Source organism: Flavobacterium sp. CS20 (assembly GCF_018080005.1).
Classification (GTDB): domain Bacteria; phylum Bacteroidota; class Bacteroidia; order Flavobacteriales; family Flavobacteriaceae; genus Psychroflexus.
In genome coordinates, this window is the sequence record NZ_CP073015.1 from 1,193,880 (window position 1) to 1,215,637 (window position 21,758).

Below are 21,758 nucleotides of genomic sequence, written 5' to 3' on the forward strand. Positions count from 1 at the left end.
AAAATTTACTTACTTTCTAATCTTTAATCACTCTGAAAGTTTGAGAATTTCCACTTATCGAAACTTTCATCAAATAAGTTCCACTACTTAAAGCATCCATATTAATATTTATTGAAGTCTCTTCATAATTATTACTAAATACTTCTTTTCCTAAAATATCAAATACTTGAACTGATTCAATTGGATTTGCCGAATCAATTGTCATAGTAGAACTTACAGGGTTTGGATAGTATTTAAAATTATTATCCGAAAACGCCACCGTTGAAAACACCCCTGCAAATACATCAAAATCAAATGGTACTTCAATATCAACACCACTCTGACAAGAGCCAAATATATCTGACTCTAACAACATATACATAGCTCCTGAGTCAGCACTCAAAGTAACACCTGATAAGTCTGTACCTTGTACGTCAGAATCATACAATCTTGGTGCGGTTTGATCAAAACCATTAAATACTCTAAAACGGTCGGTTGAGCCTGTTCCGTCTTCTATTGTTCCTCCGTTAAAGATAACCTCTACGGGTGTTGGTGGTGTGATTTGTATATCTGAAGATACAAATAACCATTCTTTAAACTCATTATTATCATAACAATAAGTGTTGTTGATTGCAGGGTCATTGACAACAACGGTTACAGGTGTAAGTGCAGTTGTAAAACCTTCTGGATATATCCAATTACTTACATCTCCTGGTCCACAATCAGCTCTGACATAGAAGTCATAATCTGTCTCTGAAGTTAAACCTGTTGCTGTAAATGGTACACTAACATCTTCAAAAGTGGGTGTTCCTGTTGGTGGTGTTCCTGCTGGAACAACTTCTACATCAAAATTAGTTTCAGTAGAGCCAGCTTGCCAACTTAAATCAGCTGAAATATCTGTTACTGATATAACTTCTAAGTTTAACGGATCAAAGCAGGTTGGTGCTTCATCAAAATTAACATCATCGATAGCAACATCGCCTTCATATCCGTCGCCTCTTGTTACTCTGAATCTTACTTGAATAGTTTGACCAGCATAAGGCATTAAATCCACAAAGACTTGCACCCAATCATCAGTCTCAGAAGTCTGTTGTTCTCCTACTATTGTGAACACATCAAGATCTAATGTTGTGCCATCATCTATATCAACACTAAGTTGATCAATATCTGCACCGTATATATGATACCTAAAAGATACTGCTGGGGTAGTTAGGTTTGACAAGTCAACTTGAGGCGATAAAACTATGGCCTCATCTCCCTGACTACCTGAAGAGGCTTCAGAGAATAAATAATTTAAACCAGAGAAAGCAGCGTCTGGTCCTGTATTTAGAGATCCTGTATTACCTGTTCCTACATCCCAAGTAAATGAACCAAGAGATTCTTCATTCCAACATCCATCTTCATCAAAGCTAGTACTTACAGTAAAGTTTTCAAAATCTTCAAAATAAGGGGTTGGTATCACATCACATAAAGTTTCAAAACTAACTGCTGGTGATAATTCACTAAGACCGTCTGTAGCACCACAATTTGATTGAATATAAGCTTCTAAAAATGAGGAACTCGGTAAATTAGTAACATTTGCAGTAGTTACACCTGCTTTGCCGTAGAACCGCTCGCTACTGGGGTATCAACATCAGGGTCATCTCCTGCATTAAATACAAACCAATTATAACCAGAAGTTGCATTGCCTATGACACTCCAACTTAAATCTGCTGTAGTTTCTGTGATATTACTAACGGTAAGACCCGTTGGTGTTAGACAAGACGGAGCTTCATCGATTAATACATCTTCAATAGCGACATCACCTGTAAATCCATTACCACGGGTTACCCTAAATCTAAATTGAATGGTTTCTCCTGCGTAAATGCTCAAATCAACAAATTGTTGAATCCAAGAATCAGTTTCTGCAGTTTGTTGTTCTCCACTTAAGGTAAATACATCTAAATCAAAATTAGCTGAAGTTGAAATTTTAACATCTACAGCCAGTATACTTATATCAGCACCATACATATGATACCAAAAAGATAAAGCAGGTTGAGTCAAGGTTGATAAATCTACTAAAGGAGAGAGCAATATAGCTTCATCTCCTTGAGTTCCACTACTGGCTTCTGTAAACACATAGTTATTACCCGATAATGCACCACTTGGTCCTGTATTTAGAGATCCTGTACCTCCTGTTCCAACGTCCCAACCAAATGAACCAGAAGAGTCCTCAATCCAACAATCTTCTTCTGTGAGATTGGTGGTTACTGGAAATGCTTCAAAGTCATTGAAGTAAGGAGCAGTAAACACAGTATAATGCGTACTAAAAGCTACGGGTTGAGATTGAATACTTTGACCATCGCTCGGTCCACAATCTGTGGTAATATATGCCTCATAATCTGAGTTATCTGTAAGTCCTGTTGCTATGACAGATGTATCACCACTTGCAGCTGTACCTGAAACAACAGGTGTAGCAGTTGCTGGATCATCACCAGCGTTAAAGATTGCCCACAGGTAACCATTAATTGCATTTGGAATTGGTGTCCAAGTTAGTTCTGCTGAATCAGGTAAAACATTTGTTACTTCAAAAGTTGATGGTAAGCTACACAACTCTGTTGTTGTAAACGTGATAGGATTTGTCAATACACTTTGACCATCAGTTGCTCCACAATCTGAAATCATATAAAAATCATAATCCGTTTCAGGTAATAAACCATCTGCTACACCTTGTGTTGTCCCTGAAGCAAAAGTGCCTGTAGATACTGGAGTATCAACAGCTGGATCATCTCCTGCGTTATAAACCTCCCATATATAGCCATTTGAAGCATTACTCACTGAATTCCAAGACACTTCTAAAGAATCGAAGAATACATCAATAATTGCAATGTTACCAGGCTTGGGACATGCTGGAGCCTCTTCAAGTCTAACGTCGTCAATAGCTACATCATCGTAAAAATCAGTTCCGTTGTTTTCATCAACTATGAATGCTATTTGTGCATTTCCAGTAAAAGTCAAGGTCGAAAGCTCTATTTGAATTTCCTCCCATTCTCCATTAAAAGTATTGGAATTACTGAAAAACACCTCATTCCAAGTCGCACCATCCCAGACTTCTACTCTGAAATCAACATTTGAAAATCCTTCATTATTACTGATCAAATAAAAACTTAAAAAAGGTACGCTTAAAGAAGAAACATCTATCAATGGAGAATGCAATCTTGTGTCTAAAACATTTGGGGAAGAATCATCTACCCATGCCAAACCACCATTACTAGCTGTGGAACCTCCTAAAGTTCCACTATCCCCAACATGACTAAAAGAAGGTGGATCGGTAAACAACCAGTCTTTTGAAGTATTGCCTGCTTGCTCCCAACAGCTTGGAATATTAGTCCCATTTGTATTGAAATCTTCAACAAATGGTGCTACAAAAGGATCACATAGAGTGGTGAAAGTTATACCATTTGACAACAAACTTTGACCATCTACAGCACCACAATCTGATAAAATATAGACTTGATAAGTTGTCAATCCTGTCAGACCTGTGATTGTAGTAGATGTAACTCCTGCTGGTTCATTTGCCGTTGCAAATGGCGTATCTGTATCAGGGTCATCGCCATCAGCAAATACCAATATTTCGTATCCATCTATGGCTGATGGAGTATCATCCCAAGAGACATTAACTGAATCGTTGCCTACGCTATCAACTGATAATCCCGTAGGTGTAAAACACGAAGGAGCTTCATCGATTAAAACATCTTCAATAGCAACATCACCAGCAAATCCATTACCACGGATTACTCTGAATCTAAATTGAATGGTTTCTCCTGCGTAAGTAGTCAAATCAACAAACTGTTGAATCCAAGAATCAGTTTCTGCAGTTTGTTGTTCTCCACTTAAAGTAAATACATCTAAATCAAAATTAGCTGAAGTTGAAGTTTTAACATCTACAGCCAGTGTACCTATATCAGCACCATACATATGATACCAAAAAGATAAAGTAGGTTCAGCTAATGTTGATAAATCTAATGAAGGAGAGAGCAATATAGCTTCATCTCCTTGACTTCCACTACTGGCTTCTGTAAACACATAGTTATTACCCGATAATGCACCACTTGGTCCTGTATTTAGAGATCCTGTACCTCCTGTCCCCACATCCCAAGTAAACGAACCAAGAGATACTTCATTCCAACAATCTTCTACTGTGAGATTGGTGGTTACAGGAAATGCTTCAAAATCATTGAAGTAAGGAGCAGTAAATGAATCACAATCAGTTGTGAAAGTCAATGGGTTTCCTAATGCACTAATTCCATTAGTTGAGCCACAGTCTGATTGAACATAAAAATCATAAACTGTGTTTGATGTTAAACCAGAAGCTGATGCATTTAAGACACCGACTCCAACATTACCTGTAGCTACAGGAGAATCTGTTGTAACATCTGCTCCTTGATTAAAGACAAACCAGTTATAGCCGTCTGTTGCCTCAGTAACATCATCCCAAGAAAAATCTGCTGTCGTGTTGGATACACTATTTAATGTTATATTTTCAGGAACTGGACATGGTGGATTGGTATCAATAACACTGATTCCAAAATCTCCAGGCGTAGTTGTTCCCCATTGATCGACTTGTATATAATAAGTAGTACCACCTGTAAGTCCTGAGAGGTTCACAATTGAATTAAAACCAATTACTGTACCTCCATCTTGATCACATCCTAATTCAGCACCCATTGTTGTTGGGTCTGCACAGTCTGTTGGAGCATCATATACAGCTATTTCAGTATCCGTTAAAGTAGCTCCAGCAATATCGGTTGAGACTTCAACTTCGCCAGAAGCTGGTGCTACAAAAGTAAACCATACTGAACCATTTAAACCTCCATTAAAACAAGTACCTTCTGGTTCATCAGTTTGTGCTGTTGCACCCAGATTAGTATAAGTGTCGCTTGGAGGAATGACGCCAACTGTTAATGGTATCGCATCACAAATATCATCATTAACTGGTGGTAATGGTAAAGTTAAGAAGCTTATCGGACCTTCTGTAACTGACAAACCATCTGTATCACAATCTGAAGTGATATAAAAATCATAATCTACATTGTCTGAAAGACCTGTTAAATTTAATGTCGTAGTTCCAAAAGCTACATTCCCACTTTGTGTTGGCGTCGCTGTTGCGGGATCTTCGCCATCAAGGAACAATTCCCAATTATAACCATTGCTTGCATTAAAAGATTCATCCCAAGTAATATCGGCTGAATTTTCAGTGATATTGGTTACAGCAATATTGGATGGACTTGGGCAAGTTGCTAAAGTTGAAAAACTTAATGGTCCAGCCAAATCTGAAGTTCCATCTACACCACAATCAGAAATAATGTATAAATCGTAATCCGTAAGTTCTGTAAGACCAGTTAGAAGTCCAGAAGTAATTCCAGCGACAAATGTTCCAGTAGAAACTGGGGTTGCTGTCGTAGGGTCATCTCCTGCATTATAAACTTCCCAAATATAACCGTTAGTAGCATTACCAATTAAACTCCAAGACACTTCTGCCTCAACGTCAAAGGCTTCTACCAAAGCAAGATTAAAAGTCTTCAAACAAGACGGAGCTTCATCAACTTTAAAATCATCTATAGCTATATCACTTTCAAAACCATCTCCTTTTACTCCTCTAAATCTTATGGTTACAGTTTGTCCAGCATAAGCTGACAAATCTACTATTTGCTCAATAAATGCATCAGATTCTGCAACTTGTTGTTGACCTGAAATAGTAAATACATCCAAATCAAAGCCTGAACCTGCATCAACGTCAACACTTAGTGTACCCATATTATCACCAAACATGTGATACCAGAAAGTTAATGCTGGGGCTGTCAATGGCGATAGGTCAATTAAAGGAGATACAAAAAATGCTTCGTCTCCTACTGATCCATTTGATCCTTCTGTAAAAATATAATTAGGTGTTGAATTTGCAACACTAGGTCCTGTACCTGTTGAACCTGTTGTACCTGAACGTGTCCCCCAAAAGAAATCCGTTCCTTGACCAGGTGTTCTTTGCCAGCAATTATCTATAGCATCTCCTGTATTATTAAATCCTGTTCCAGACACCCAACTTGCACCGTCAAAATTTTCTGTAATTGGTGCTGAAAGTGCTGTACATGGTGTTGTTACAGTAACTACATTAGATAATTCACTGGTGCCGTCTACATCACAATCTGCAGATACATATACATCATAAGAAGTGTTATCTGTAAGTCCTGTTACCGATGTTGATGTTGTTCCAAAAGGTTCTGTACCTGTAAAAACTGGTGTATCTATTGTTGGATCGTCACCTGCATTAAACACAGACCAAGTATAACCATTTCTTGCATTTGGAATTTCGTTCCAACTAATATTAAATGTACTTGCCGTAACACCATCTACAGTTACATTTGAAGGTGCTGGGCATAAAAATACTGTGGTAAACGTAACTACATTACTTCTTTGGCTTAAACCATCTGTAGCTCCACAGTCTGTTATAACATAAAAATCATAATCTGTAAGTTCTGTCAGTCCATCTGCATTTACAGTTGAAACACCAGAACCAACTGTCCCAGTAGAAACAGGAGTATCAACATCAGGATCTGCTCCTGCATTGAAAACCTCCCATATATATCCATTTTGATCATTTGGAGCTAAATCCCAAGAAAAGTCAGCAGATGAGCCAAATACCTCTACTAATTGAACATTAAAAGGTTGTTCACAAGTGATATCAATACCGCCTGAAATAACAATTTCAAAGTCAACAACAGAACCATAAGTAAATGAACCACATGGATCTAATGGTAAAACACCGCCTTCCCACTGCATAACTCTCATTCTTGAGCTACCATTAATAGCATCAGACGGAACTGTTACAGCAAAAGATTGTAAAGTAAAAGGTGCAATTCCAGCTATAGTTCCTATAGATTCTGTAGTTTCAAAAAAACCATCTCTATCAAAATCTATCCAAGCTTCACCAACACTAGAATAATTGCCACCACAAGTTCCAAACTGTACATCTACAGTGTAAGAATTACCTGCAATGACGTCTGCTGATTGAGAATCAGTTAAGTCTTCAACTCCAGCAACACCATTACCAACATTTTGACAACCTAGGTAAGCAATAGTAGCCGTTTCTCCTACCAGATCTACAGATTCTACATTTGTATCAAATGTACTTGATGGACCACCATCAGTACAATAATCTTGTGCATTGATTTGCCAGCACGTTACGAGCAAACCGAACAATAGTATTATTTTTTTCATAAGTTAAATGTTTTTTAATTAGGCGTTAAATTTATGAAAAAAATATGAAAAACAAAAAAATAGCCTGAGTTTTACTCAAGCTATTTAATATAATCTTTATGAAAATTTATTTTATTCCTTAATCACTCTGAAAGTTTGAGAATTTCCACTTATCGAAACTTTCATCAAATAAGTTCCACTACTTAAAGCATCCATATTAATATTTATTGAAGTCTCTTCATAATTATTACTAAATACTTCTTTTCCTAAAATATCAAATACTTGAACTGATTCAATTGGATTTGCCGAATCAATTGTCATAGTAGAACTTACAGGGTTTGGATAGTATTTAAAATTATTATCCGAAAACGCCACCGTTGAAAACACCCCTGCAAATACATCAAAATCAAATGGTAGCTCAATATCAACACCACTCTGACAAGAGCCAAATATATCTGACTCTAACAACATATACATAGCTCCTGAGTCAGCACTCAAAGTAACACCTGATAAGTCTATGCCTTAGCGTCAGAATCATACAATCTTGGTGCGGTTTGATCAAAACCATTAAATACTCTAAAACGGTCGGTTGAGCCTGTTCCGTCTTCTATTGTTCCTCCGTTAAAGATAACCTCTACGGGTGTTGGTGGTGTGATTTGTATATCTGAAGATACAAATAACCATTCTTTAAACTCATTATTATCATAACAATAAGTGTTGTTGATTGCAGGGTCATTGACAACAACGGTTACAGGTGTAAGTGCAGTTGTAAAACCTTCTGGACCTACCCAATTACTTACATCTCCTGGTCCACAATCAGCTCTGACATAGAAGTCATAATCTGTCTCTGAAGTTAAACCTGTTGCTGTAAATGGTACACTAACATCTTCAAAAGTGGGTGTTCCTGTTGGTGGTGTTCCTGCTGGAACAACTTCTACATCAAAGTTAGTTTCAGTAGAGCCAGCTTGCCAACTTAAATCAGCTGAAATATCTGTTACTGATATAACTTCTAAGTTTAACGGATCAAAGCAGGTTGGTGCTTCATCAAAATTAACATCATCGATAGCAACATCGCCTTCAAATCCGTCGCCTCTTGTTACTCTGAATCTAACTTGAATAGTTTGACCAGCATAAGGCATTAAATCCACAAAGACTTGCACCCAATCATCAGTCTCAGAAGTCTGTTGTTCTCCTACTATTGTGAACACATCAAGATCTAATGTTGTGCCATCATCTATATCAACACTAAGTTGATCAATATCTGCACCATACATATGATACCTAAAAGATACTGCTGGGGTAGTTAGGTTTGACAAGTCAACTTGAGGCGATAAAACTATGGACTCATCTCCCTGACTACCTGAAGAGGCTTCAGAGAATAAATAATTTAAACCAGAGAAAGCAGCGTCTGGTCCTGTATTTGAGGATGTTGTATTTCCTGTTCCTACATCCCAAGTAAACGAACCAAGAGATTCTTCATTCCAACATCCATCTTCATCAAAGCTAGTGCTTACAGTAAAGAATTCAAAATCTTCAAAATAAGGGGTTGGTATCACATCACATAAAGTTTCAAAACTAACTGCTGGTGAGAATTCACTAAGACCGTCTGTAGCACCACAATTTGATTGAATATAAGCTTCTAAAAATGAGGAACTCGGTAAATTAGTAACATTTGCAGTAGTTACACCTGCTGCCGTAGAACCGCTCGCTACTGGGGTATCAACATCAGGGTCATCTCCTGCATTAAATACAAACCAATTATAACCAGAAGTTGCATTGCCTATGACACTCCAACTTAAATCTGCTGTAGTTTCTGTGATATTACTAACTGTGAGACCCGTTGGTGTTAGACAAGACGGAGCTTCATCGATTAATACATCTTCAATAGCAAGATCACTTGTAAATCCATTACCACGGGTTACTCTAAATCTAAATTGAATGGTTTCTCCTGCGTAAGTACTCAAATCAACAAATTGTTGAATCCAAGAATCAGTTTCTGCAGTTTGTTGTTCTCCACTTAGTGTGAATACATCTAAATCAAAATTAACTGAAGTTGAAATTTTAACATCTACAGCCAGTGTACCCATATCAGCACCATACATATGATACCAAAAAGATAAAGCAGGTTGAGTCAAGGTTGATAAATCTACTAAAGGAGAGAGCAATATAGCCTCATCTCCTTGTGTTCCACTACTGGCTTCTGTAAACACATAGTTATTACCCGATAATGCACCACTTGGTCCTGTATTTGAGGATATTGTACCTCCTGTTCCAACGTCCCAACCAAATGAACCTGAAGAGTCCTCAATCCAACAATCTTCTTCTGTGAGATTGGTGGTTACTGGAAATGCTTCAAAGTCATTGAAGTAAGGAGCAGTAAACACAGTACATGGAATGCTAAAAGCTACGGGTTGAGATTGAACACTTTGACCATCACTCATGCACAATCTGTGGTAATATATGCCTCATAATCTGAGTTATCTGTAAGTCCTGTTGCTATGACGGATGTATCACACTTGCGACTACACCTGAAACAACAGTGTAGCTGTTGCCTGATCATCACCAGCGTTAAAGATTGCCCACAGGTAACCATTAATTGCATTTGGAATTGGTGTCCAAGTTAGTTCTGCTGAATCAGGTAAAACATTTGTTACTTCAAAAGTTGATGGTAAGCTACACAACTCTGTTGTTGTAAACGTGATAGGATTTGTCAATACACTTTGACCATCAGTTGCTCCACAATCTGAAATCATATAAAAATCATAATCCGTTTCAGGTAATAGACCATCTGCTACACCTTGTGTAGTCCCTGAAGCAAAAGTGCCTGTAGATACTGGAGTGTCAACAGCTGGATCATCTCCTGCGTTATAAACCTCCCATATATAGCCATTTAAAGCATTACTCACTGAATTCCAAGACACTTCTAAAGAATCGAAGAATACATCAATAATTGCAATGTTACCAGGCTTGGGACATGCTGGAGCCTCTTCAAGTCTAACGTCGTCAATAGCTACATCATCGTAAAAGTTAGTTCCGTTGTTTTCATCAACTATGAATGCTATTTGTGCATTTCCAGTAAAAGTCAAGGTCGAAAGCTCTATTTGAATTTCCTCCCATTCTCCATTAAAAGTATTGGAATTACTGAAAAACACCTCATTCCAAGTCGCACCATCCCAGACTTCTACTCTGAAATCAACATTTGAAAATCCTTCATTATTACTGATCAAATAAAAGCTTAAAAAAGGTACGCTTAAAGAAGAAACATCTATCAATGGAGAATGCAATCTTGTGTTTAAAACGTGTGGGGAAGAATCATCTACCCATGCCAAACCACCATTACTAGCTGTGGAACCTCCTAAAGTTCCACTATCCCCAACATGACTAGAAGAAGGTGGATCGGTAAACAACCAGTCTTTTGAAGTATTGCCTGCTTGCTCCCAACAGCTTGGAATATTAGTCCCATTTGTATTGAAATCTTCAACAAATGGTGCTACAAAAGGATCACATAGAGTGGTGAAAGTTATACCATTTGACAACAAACTTTGACCATCTACAGCACCACAATCTGATAAAATATAGACTTGATAAGTTGTCAATCCTGTCAGACCTGTGATTGTAGTAGATGTAACTCCTGCTGGTTCATTTGCCGTTGCAAATGGCGTATCTGTATCAGGGTCATCGCCATCAGCAAATACCAATATTTCGTATCCATCTATGGCTGATGGAGTATCATCCCAAGAGACATTAACTGAATCGTTGCCTACGTTAACGACTGATAATCCCGTAGGTGTAAAACACGAAGGAGCTTCATCGATTAAAACATCTTCAATAGCAACATCACCAGCAAATCCATTACCACGGATTACTCTGAATCTAAATTGAATGGTTTCTCCTGCGTAAGTACTCAAATCAACAAACTGTTGAATCCAAGGATCAGTTTCTGCAGTTTGTTGTTCTCCACTTAAAGTAAATACATCTAAATCAAAATTAGCTGAAGTTGAAGTTTTAACATCTACAGCCAGTGTACCTATATCAGCACCATACATATGATACCAAAAGGATAAAGCAGGTTCAGCTAATGTTGATAAATCTAATGAAGGAGAGAGCAATATAGCTTCATCTCCTTGACTTCCACTACTGGCTTCTGTAAACACATAGTTATTACCCGATAATGCACCACTTGGTCCTGTATTTGGAGATCCTGTACCTCCTGTCCCCACATCCCAAGTAAACGAACCAAGAGATTCTTCATTCCAACAACCATCTTCATCAAAGCTAGTACTTACAGTAAAGAATTCAAAATCTTCAAAATAAGGGGTTGGTATCACATCACATAAAGTTTCAAAACTAACTGCTGGTGAGAATTCACTAAGACCGTTTGTAGCACCACAATTTGATTGAATATAAGCTTCTAAAAATGATGAACTCGGTAAATTAACATTTGCAGTAGTTACACCTCTCGCTGTAGAACCGCTCGCTACTGGGGTATCAACATCAGGGTCATCTCCTGCATTAAATACAAACCAATTATAACCAGAAGTTGCATTGCCTATGACACTCCAACTTAAGTCTGCTGTAGTTTCTGTGATATTACTAACTGTAAGACCCGTTGGTGTTAGACAAGACGGAGCTTCATCAATTAATACATCTTCAATAGCAAGATCACCTGTAAATCCATTACCACGGGTTACCCTAAATCTAAATTGAATGATTTCTCCTGCGTAAGTACTCAAATCAACAAATTGTTGAATCCAAGGATCAGTTTCTGCAGTTTGTTGTTCTCCACTTAAGATAAATACATCTAAATCAAAATTAGCTGAAGTTGAAATTTTAACATCTACAGCCAGTGTATCCATATCAGCACCGTACATATGATACCAAAAAGATAAAGTAGGTTCAGCTAATGTTGATAAATCTATTAAAGGAGAGAGCAATATAGCTTCATCTCCTTGACTTCCACTACTGGCTTCTGTAAACACATAGTTATTACCCGATAATGCACCACTTGGTCCTGTATTTGAGGATATTGTCCCTCCTGTCCCCACATCCCAAGTAAACGAACCAAGAGATTCTTCATTCCAACATCCATCTTCATCAAAGCTAATACTTACAGTAAAGAATTCAAAATCTTCAAAATAAGGGGTTGGTATCACATCACATAAAGTTTCAAAACTAACTGCTGGTGATAATTCACTAAGACCGTCTGTAGCACCACAATTTGATTGAATATAAGCTTCTAAAAATGAGGAACTCGGTAAATTAGTAACATTTACAGTAGTTACACCTCTGCCGTAGAACCGCTCGCTACTGGGGTATCAACATCAGGGTCATCTCCTGCATTAAATACAAACCAATTATAACCAGAAGTTGCATTGCCTATGACACTCCAACTTAAATCTGCTGTAGTTTCTGTGATATTACTAACTGTGAGACCCGTTGGTGTTAGACAAGACGGAGCTTCATCGATTAATACATCTTCAATAGCAAGATCACCTGTAAATCCATTACCACGGGTTACCCTAAATCTAAATTGAATGGTTTCTCCTGCGTAAGTACTCAAATCAACAAATTGTTGAATCCAAGAATCAGTTTCTGCAGTTTGTTGTTCTCCACTTAAGGTAAATACATCTAAATCAAAATTAGCTGAAGTTGAAATTTTAACATCTACAGCCAGTGTATCCATATCAGCACCATACATATGATACCAAAAAGATAAAGCAGGTTGAGTCAAGGTTGATAAATCTACTAAAGGAGAGAGCAATATAGCTTCATCTCCTTGAGTTCCACTACTGGCTTCTGTAAATACATAGTTATTACCCGATAATGCACCACTTGGTCCTGTATTGGTGGATGTTGTACCTCCTGTTCCAACGTCCCAACCAAATGAACCTGAAGAGTCCTCAATCCAACAATCTTCTTCTGTGAGATTGGTGGTTACTGGAAATGCTTCAAAGTCATTGAAGTAAGGAACAGTAAACACAGTACATAGCGTACTAAAAGCTACGGGTTGAGATTGAACACTTTGACCATCACTCGGTCCACAATCTGTGGTAATATATGCCTCATAATCTGAGTTATCTGTAAGTCCTGTTGCTATGACGGATGTATCACCACTTGCAGCTGTACCTGAAACAACAGGTGTAGCTGTTGCCGGATCATCACCAGCGTTAAAGATTGCCCACAGGTAACCATTAATTGCATTTGGAATTGGTGTCCAAGTTAGTTCTGCTGAATCAGGTAAAACATTTGTTACTTCAAAAGTTGATGGTAAGCTACACAACTCTGTTGTTGTAAACGTGATAGGATTTGTCAATACACTTTGACCATCAGTTGCTCCACAATCTGAAATCATATAAAAATCATAATCCGTTTCAGGTAATAAACCATCTGCTACACCTTGTGTTGTCCCTGAAGCAAAAGTGCCTGTAGATACTGGAGTATCAACAGCTGGATCATCTCCTGCGTTATAAACCTCCCATATATAGCCATTTGAAGCATTACTCACTGAATTCCAAGACACTTCTAAAGAATCGAAGAATACATCAATAATTGCAATGTTACCAGGCTTGGGACATGCTGGAGCCTCTTCAAGTCTAACGTCGTCAATAGCTACATCATCGTAAAAATCAGTTCCGTTGTTTTCATCAACTATGAATGCTATTTGTGCATTTCCAGTAAAAGTCAAGGTCGAAAGCTCTATTTGAATTTCCTCCCATTCTCCATTAAAAGTATTGGAATTACTGAAAAACACCTCATTCCAAGCTACACCATCCCAGACTTCTACTCTGAAATCAACATTTGAAAAGCCTTCATTATTACTGATCAAATAAAAACTTAAAAAAGGTACGCTTAAAGAAGAAACATCTATCAATGGAGAATGCAATCTTGTGTTTAAAACGTGTGGAGAAGAATCATCTACCCATGCCAAACCACCGTCACTAGCTGTAGAACCACCTAAAGTTCCACTATCCCCAACATGACTAGAAGAAAGTGGATTGGTAAACAACCAGTCTTTTGAAGTATTGCCTGCTTGCTCCCAACAGCTTGGAATATTAGTCCCATTTGTATTGAAATCTTCAACAAATGGTGCTACAAAAGGATCACATAGGGTGGTGAAAGTTATACCATTTGACAACAAACTTTGACCATCTACAGCACCACAATCTGATAAAATATAGACTTGATAAGTTGTTAATTCTGTTAGACCTGTGATTGTAGTAGATGTAACTCCTGCTGGTTCATTTGCCGTTGCAAATGGCGTATCTGTATCAGGGTCATCACCATCAGCAAATACCAATATTTCGTATCCATCTATGGCTGATGGAGTATCATCCCAAGAGATATTAACTGAATCGTTGCCTACGTTAACAACTGATAATCCTGTAGGTGTAAAACACGGAAGAGCTTCATCGATTAAAACATCTTCAATAGCAACATCGCCTTCAAAATCATCGCCTCTTGTTACTCTGAATCTAAATTGAATGGTTTCTCCTGCGTAAGTACTCAAATCAACAAATTGTTGAATCCAAGGATCAGTTCCTGCAGTTTGTTGTTCTCCACTTAAGGTAAATACATCTAAATCAAAATTAGCTGAAGTTGAAGTCTTAACATCTACTGCCAGTGTACCTATTTCAGCACCATACATATGATACCAAAAAGATAAAGCAGGTTCAGCTAAAGTTGATAAATCCACTAAAGGAGAGAGCAATATAGCTTCATCTCCTTGTGTTCCACTACTAGCTTCTGTAAATACATAGTTATTACCCGATAATGCACCACTTGGTCCTGTATTTGAGGATGTTGTCCCTCCTGTTCCAACGTCCCAACCAAATGAACCTGAAGAGTCCTCAATCCAACAATCTTCTTCTGTGAGATTGGTGGTTACAGGAAATGTTTCAAAATCATTGAAGTAAGGAGCAGTAAACACACCACATAGCGTACTAAAAGCTACGGGTTGAGATCGAACACTTTGACCATCAGTTGCTCCACAATCTGAAATCATATAAAAATCATAATCCGTTTCAGGTAATAGACCATCTGCTACACCTTGAGTAGTCCCTGAAGCAAAAATACCTGTAGATACTGGAGTATCAACAGCTGGATCATCTCCAGCATTATAAACCTCCCATATATAGCCATTTGTAGCTTGTGCTACATTGTCCCAAACAAAATCGGCAGTTTGACTTTGAACCGCATCTAAAGCCACATTAGTTGGCACGGGACATGATGGTGGTGGTAAGATATTGACTGTATAGTCGTGAGTTTCACCCCGGTGCCACTTGGTGTACACGGGTCACTTGGTTCTTGACCCCAAATATCAACTACTCGCATTCTAGTTGCACCTTGAGTTGCTGAAGCAGGAATAGTAATCGAACCATCAGTCTGAATAGAACCTGTTGTACTTGTGAAAACAACTTCTGTATCATCAAAAGTCTGATTTGAATTAAAGTCTATCCAAATCTTAACATGCTGATTTCCATATCCATGAACGATTTGAAAATTATAAGCTATACCAGCTAATAAATCAATTTCTAAAGTTGCATCAGCTGTAAAGTCGCCATAACTATTGGCTGAACAGCCTGAGCTTAGATGACTAAACCCTGCATTGGGTATTGTAAAATCATCTATTTCATCATCAACACACCCTACTGAAATAGTTGGTGTGCAGTATTGTGCATTGATTTGCCAGCACGTTACGAGCAAACCGAACAATAGTATAATTTTTTTCATCAGTTAAATGTTTTTTAATTAGGCGTTGAATTTATGAAAAAATTAATTAAAAAAAAACTTCATAATTATTTTAACATAATTTATTTTTTTTAACAACATTCATTGATTTAATGGTATCTTTTCTATTAAAATTTCTAAGCATATCACACAAAATAGTTTTAGATTGAAACTCTAATGTCTAAGAAATATCTCATATTTGATTAATTTTTAGGCCGTAATTTTTTTAAAAAAATAGATATTTGTTGCCAAAATTAAAACTAATGTCAAAACACATCTTATTAACGATACTAATACTTAATTTTTCACTTTTTAATAGCTATTCTCAAGCTCCTCAAGGATACTACTCAAGTGCTCAAGGGCTTACTGGGTTTCAGTTAAAAACTGCACTCAAAAATATAATTGATGATATTGATGATAGTGGTGGTCTTCCCTTTCACACGCCACAACAATATTCAGATTTATGGAATGCCTATGCTAATACTAATAGTGGTTTTGTTGACAATTATACCAATTTTGATAATGATGGGTTTTTGTTAGACATCTATTCAGAAAATCCAAATGGTATAGATCCATATAATCATAGTTTATTGGTAGATCAATGTGGTAATTTTAATGCTGAAGGCGTGTGTTATAACAGGGAACATCTCTTACCTCAATCTTTATTTAATCAACAACTTCCAATGCGAAGTGATTTTCATTCCACTTTTCCAACTGACGGTCAGGTTAATGGGTATCGCGGGAATCTTCCTTATGGAGAGGTTAGTAACCCGAATTTAACAACACTTAACGGTTCTAAACGTGGTCCTAATGTCTTTCCTGGATATAATGGAAATGTATTTGAACCTCTTGATGAGTTTAAAGGTGATATCGCAAGAGCTTTATTATATTTTGCTGTTAGATATGAAGATGAGATTAACACCTCTGGCTGGGCTGATGCTAATGATAATATATTGAATTCAGACTCTAATCAATTTTATGATGATTGGTATATCGATTTACTATTAAGTTGGCATATCATTGACCCTGTGTCTCAAGAAGAATTAGATCGAAACGAAAATGGATTTAACTTTCAGAATAACCGAAATCCTTTTATAGACAACCCAACTTATGTACAAGCTATTTGGGATGAAAACTTTAGTGCAGATGAATTTCAATCTTTAAAAATCTCTGTCTATCCAAACCCCGTAAGAAGTCAGTTTTTAAATATTGACTCCAAAGGTATTTCAAATCTAAAATTTGAAGTTTATAATATTTTTGGTCAACCTATTTTAAAAGGAATAACATCTGAGAGCAATCATAAAATTTCAGTTCAACAATGGCTTTCTGGAGTTTATATCATTAATTTAAAATACCATAATTTAAATAAAACTATTAAAATCATTTTACCTTAATTAGGGTATATTTGATGCAATTAATGTTAAAAGTTAAAATAAAGCTAAACCATTACTTCCTTTAAGTTTTCCTTGATTAAATCATAACTTTGTATAAAAAAATGCCAACTACAATAAAAGCTTATGGTGCAGAATTTTCTGATGCACCGCTAAAAGAATTAGAAATTAAACGAAGGGAACTAAATCCTAAAGATGTTAAAATAAAGATTGAATACTGTGGCGTTTGTCATAGCGATATTCACACCGTTAGAAATGATTGGGGTGGCAGTAAATATCCAGTCGTTCCGTGTCACGAAATCATAGGAACAGTAGAAGCCATTGGCGATGATGTGAAAGACTTTAAAGTCGGACAAACCGTTGGCGTTGGATGTATGGTTGATTCGTGCAGAACTTGTCCGTCTTGTCAAGACGATTTAGAACAATATTGTGAACAAGGCTCAGTCGGCACTTATAATGGCAATGATAAACATCTGGGCGGACACACATTTGGTGGTTACTCTCAACAAATTGTTGTTGACGAACATTTTGTTTTGAATATTCCTGAAAATTTAGATATCAAAGCAACCGCTCCTTTATTGTGTGCTGGCATCACAACTTGGTCACCTTTAAGCCATTGGAATGTCAAAAGAGGTGATAAAGTCGGTGTTGTTGGTCTTGGTGGTTTAGGTCACATGGGGATTAAATTTGCTAATGCTCTTGGTGCACACGTGGTGATGATTACCCGTTCCAAAGATAAAGCACAAGATGCTAAGGATTTAGGAGCTCACGAAGTTTTAATTTCCACTGATGACAAACAAATGCAGGAACATGCCAATAGTTTTGATTTTCTATTGAACACAATTCCTGTCAAGCACGATATGAACCCTTATCTCGGTTTGCTCAAACGCGATAAAACTATGGTTTTGGTCGGTGCAATTGAACCTCTTGAACCACTGCACGGTGCATCTTTAATTCTAAACAGAAAACGTGTTGCTGGCTCCTTGATTGGAGGCATTAAAGAAACTCAAGAAATGTTAGATTTTTGTGGCAAACACAATATCACTTGTGATGTAGAGATGATCAATATACAAAACATCAATGAAGCTTATGATAGGGTGACGAGTTCGGATGTAAAATATCGTTTTGTAATTGATATGGAGAGTTTGAAGTAACGTGACTTCGATATAAATTCCAATAAAATATATTCATATAAAATACAGATATTTAATCATTTGTCATGTCAATAAAGCGGAGCATGAGCGACGAGACATCTCAGTAGGATGAGATTTCTCCTCATTCTTCGTTCGAAATGACAAAATTTGCTTACAAAAAGATGTAATTATATGATTTACAGATTTCAATAAATCGAACTCACGTTGAAGTAAGTATTAGTCTTCCCTTTTAACTCCAAAAAAACCCAGCTGTAATGTAATAAGCTGGTTTTTTTATAATTTTTCATTAGTGTCCGATAAAATATTTTAAAGTGGGATTTCCAATACAGGATTTCCCACTTTTTTATATCTTCATCTTTCGCAAAAAAAAAGAGATATGAACAAAAGTAAAAATTTCAGCGGTCAACCCATTATCAAACAGGTTTTAAATTTTATTTTACCCAACGATGTTTATCGGACAGCCGAAAAGCATAACAGCGACAGATACACTAAAAAGTTCACTACTTATGAGCATTTAGTTACTATGATTTTCACTGTCATTAGTGGTTGTAGCTCGCTTCGTGAAGTATCGAGTATTATGCTTGCTTGTGAAGGAAAAATCAACCATTTGGGGCTAAAAGATTTCCCAAAGCGAAGCACATTATCTGACGCCAACAGGAGAAGAAGCTCATCAGTATTTGCTGATATTTACCATTTACTCTATAAACGTTACCACCGATTTTTGTCGGACAGCAGAACTTATGAACCAGCTGTAAAAGACCTTAAAATTGTTGATTCATCAACTATAACACTCTTTAGTGACATTCTTAAAGGTGTAGGTAGAAACTCACTCAACGGCAAAAAGAAAGGTGGTATCAAGATGCACACTATGATAAATGCTATGGAAGATGTGCCCTGTCTGATAAAGTTCTCAAATGCCGCAACCCATGACCATACCTTTTTAAAGGATCTTGAACTCAAGAAAGGTTCTTATGTCGTCTTTGATAAAGGTTATGTGGATTATAAACAATACCAAAAATGGACCTTAGAGAATATTTACTTTGTGACCAGACAAAAAGACAATGCCCGTTATACAAGCCTTGAAGAGTTTGATATTCCCGACACGGTAGATGATGCTGTCCTAAAGGACGAAAAAATAGAACTCAAAGACAATGACGGTAAGCCATTTTACCTTAGAAGAATAGCTTTTTGGTACGATAAACACCAAAAAGTTTATGAGTTCATTACCAACAATTATGAACTTCAGGCAGATAAAATTGCCGAGATCTACAAGAACAGGTGGCAAATCGAGACTATGTTCAAACGCCTTAAACAAAACTTCCCGCTAAAGTATTTTCTTGGAGATAATCAAAATGCCATCGAGATACAGATATGGGTCAGCTTAATCATACAACTAATAATGCTTGTCATTCAGAGAAAAGCAGAAAGAAAATGGGCATATTCTAATATGATGTCCGTGATACGATATCATTTAATGACCTATATTGATTTGTTCAAATTCCTTAAAAATCCAGAAGCAAAATGGGAAGATATTACAACAAAAAATATAGGTCAATTAAGCCTTTTTGACCCATAAGGAGGTTCTATTTTTAAAATACTAAAGCTACACAGTGAAATTAGGCGATACAAAAGATTTTTTTAGTAATTTAGATTTTTATCGGACAACAATGATAATTTTTATTAAAGTAACTTATCGCTTCAACGTAAAATGTGATTTAAAAGTGCTTGGACTACCTGTTGTAGGTTCTATAAACTCTACTCTAAACCAATAATCCTGTGATGGCATGGCTTTGCCGTTAAATGTTCCGTCCCAACCTATTCCGCCAGGACTGAGTTGTTTGAGCAATTTGCCATAGCGGTCAAATATATAAATTTTTGCGTTAGGTTGATTAGATAATCCTGTGATATTCCATGTTTCGTTAAAACCATCTTGATTGGGTGTGAAAAATGGTGGGAAATCTATCGTTGCAAAACTCACTTGTTGCTCTCCACAACCGCCTTCTTCTCTGCCTCTTATTATATGTGTGCCTGGGGTTACAGCGTTAAATACCAAGGTGGTTTGTCCTGGCTCTAAACTGATCCATTCTCCATCATCTAACTGGAATTCAAAATTGCCATTACCAACTATATTGCTGACCTCTACCACATAACTTTGACTAAATGATGCCGATAACACTGTGACTTCAAAACTCGGTGGATTGCTCTCTATGATTTCTGCACTGCTTGTGCCTACACAACCTGTGGCGTTGTTGGTTACAGTCACGGTGTAAACGCCTGGCTGATCTGCTTCTATACTCGGTGTGGTATCTGGCAATGCTGTGCCTTCAAAAGTCCATTCAAAACTGAAGTTTGCACTGTCTAATCCTGTATCGATTATTGGTGGTGAGTCTGCATTCTCTATCAATTCACCGTCTTGTCCTATACAAACTATCGCACCATCAAATCCACTGATATCTACATTGGGTAAGGCATTGACTATGATATCAAAACTTAAAAAACGACTCGACTCACACAAGGTTTGCGTATTGACCACTTCGGCTATGATTGTCTGTGGCGTTTGACTGGTTTGATAATTCGTTGGGTCGTCTATTGGTGTGGCATTATTAAAGTTCATCATGCCTTCATAATACACTACCATTGTATTGGCTGGTGAACTTGGATTAACCGCTACATCTTGTTGGGTTAAATCTATCGTGGCTACACCAGATGCACCTACGGCATCGGCACAAACCACAATGTCATCTGGGTTGGTATTGGCTATAGCTGGTCTTGGCTGGATTTGCATTTCTACTTGACCGATTCCTGCCGTATTAAAACAGTCTGTTGTGGTGTTTTCTACTCGTATAAATAATATTTCTCCATCGCTAGCTTGATAGCCTGCTGATATTTCATTCACTCCATCTTCGGCATCTTGCTCCGTTAAGTGATAGCTCACTGTAAAATCTTCTATGCTTTGACCTGGCGTGATATTGGGGTCTAAAAGTGGGATGATGACATCACTGTCGCCATTCGTTAAATCCCAAAGGTTGTCCGTGATGTCCTGAGTCGAAAATATAGTCGCTACACCTGGATTGGTATCGTCGTCCTCACACAAAGTGTAAGCAAAAGGATTGCCGTTTGGATTGAGCACTGGAGCACGATGCACCACAATCTCAAAGGGAACTATCACAAAACAGAAGTTACCCGCAACGGCATTGTCCACCCTCGCATAAATGATTTGTGTATTGGTCGGATTGCCATTGGCATCGGTTTCGTTTAAACTGGGATCATTCAC

The 21,758-nt window shown here is 37.3% G+C and carries 11 protein-coding genes; 3 read left to right on the plus strand and 8 right to left on the minus strand.

Annotation, left to right across the window (positions count from 1 at the left end; translation table 11 throughout):
* Positions 1 to 16 precede the first annotated feature (16 nt).
* The 7 genes from IGB25_RS05745 to IGB25_RS05775 all read right to left on the minus strand — a co-directional run bounded on the left by IGB25_RS05745 (position 17) and on the right by IGB25_RS05775 (position 15,942).
* The gene (locus tag IGB25_RS05745) at positions 17 to 1,441 is read right to left on the minus strand and encodes a T9SS-dependent choice-of-anchor J family protein (RefSeq protein WP_211066544.1); all 1,425 of its coding nucleotides are present in this window, start codon (positions 1,439 to 1,441) and stop codon (positions 17 to 19) included.
* A 125-nt stretch (positions 1,442 to 1,566) separates the two neighbouring features.
* Positions 1,567 to 7,233 carry a fibronectin type III domain-containing protein gene (locus IGB25_RS05750; protein WP_211066545.1) on the minus strand — a complete coding sequence of 1,889 codons (5,667 nt, stop codon included), beginning with the start codon at positions 7,231 to 7,233 and terminating at the stop codon, positions 1,567 to 1,569.
* Between the two features lie 111 nt (positions 7,234 to 7,344).
* Positions 7,345 to 7,710 carry a T9SS type A sorting domain-containing protein gene (locus tag IGB25_RS05755; protein ID WP_211066546.1) on the minus strand — a complete coding sequence of 122 codons (366 nt, stop codon included), beginning with the start codon at positions 7,708 to 7,710 and terminating at the stop codon, positions 7,345 to 7,347.
* 17 nt (positions 7,711 to 7,727) lie between these two features.
* Positions 7,728 to 9,653 carry a choice-of-anchor J domain-containing protein gene (locus IGB25_RS05760; RefSeq protein ID WP_211066547.1) on the minus strand — a complete coding sequence of 642 codons (1,926 nt, stop codon included), beginning with the start codon at positions 9,651 to 9,653 and terminating at the stop codon, positions 7,728 to 7,730.
* An 81-nt stretch (positions 9,654 to 9,734) separates the two neighbouring features.
* Positions 9,735 to 12,365, minus strand: coding sequence for a choice-of-anchor J domain-containing protein (locus IGB25_RS05765; protein ID WP_211066548.1), 2,631 nt, complete (start codon positions 12,363 to 12,365; stop codon positions 9,735 to 9,737).
* 125 nt (positions 12,366 to 12,490) lie between these two features.
* Positions 12,491 to 15,430: a fibronectin type III domain-containing protein gene (locus tag IGB25_RS05770; RefSeq protein ID WP_211066549.1), complete on the minus strand. Its 2,940-nt coding sequence runs from the start codon at positions 15,428 to 15,430 to the stop codon at positions 12,491 to 12,493.
* The gene (locus tag IGB25_RS05775) at positions 15,409 to 15,942 is read right to left on the minus strand and encodes a GEVED domain-containing protein (protein WP_211066550.1); all 534 of its coding nucleotides are present in this window, start codon (positions 15,940 to 15,942) and stop codon (positions 15,409 to 15,411) included. Before IGB25_RS05775 ends, IGB25_RS05770 begins: the two co-directional genes overlap by 22 nt.
* A gap of 260 nt (positions 15,943 to 16,202) precedes the next feature.
* Between IGB25_RS05775 and IGB25_RS05780 the strand changes: the two genes are divergently transcribed.
* The 3 genes from IGB25_RS05780 to IGB25_RS05790 all read left to right on the plus strand — a co-directional run bounded on the left by IGB25_RS05780 (position 16,203) and on the right by IGB25_RS05790 (position 20,060).
* A complete protein-coding gene (locus IGB25_RS05780; protein WP_211066551.1) occupies positions 16,203 to 17,333 on the plus strand; it encodes an endonuclease in 1,131 nt (376 codons plus the stop codon).
* Positions 17,334 to 17,434: 101 nt separating this feature from the next.
* Entirely contained in the window at positions 17,435 to 18,484 is a 1,050-nt protein-coding gene (locus IGB25_RS05785) for an NAD(P)-dependent alcohol dehydrogenase (protein WP_211066552.1), read from the plus strand.
* A gap of 376 nt (positions 18,485 to 18,860) precedes the next feature.
* A complete protein-coding gene (locus IGB25_RS05790; protein WP_211064494.1) occupies positions 18,861 to 20,060 on the plus strand; it encodes an IS4 family transposase in 1,200 nt (399 codons plus the stop codon).
* 114 nt (positions 20,061 to 20,174) lie between these two features.
* Here the strand turns inward: IGB25_RS05790 and IGB25_RS05795 are convergent, their stop codons facing one another.
* Positions 20,175 to 21,758 carry a T9SS type B sorting domain-containing protein gene (locus tag IGB25_RS05795; RefSeq protein WP_211066553.1) on the minus strand — a complete coding sequence of 528 codons (1,584 nt, stop codon included), beginning with the start codon at positions 21,756 to 21,758 and terminating at the stop codon, positions 20,175 to 20,177.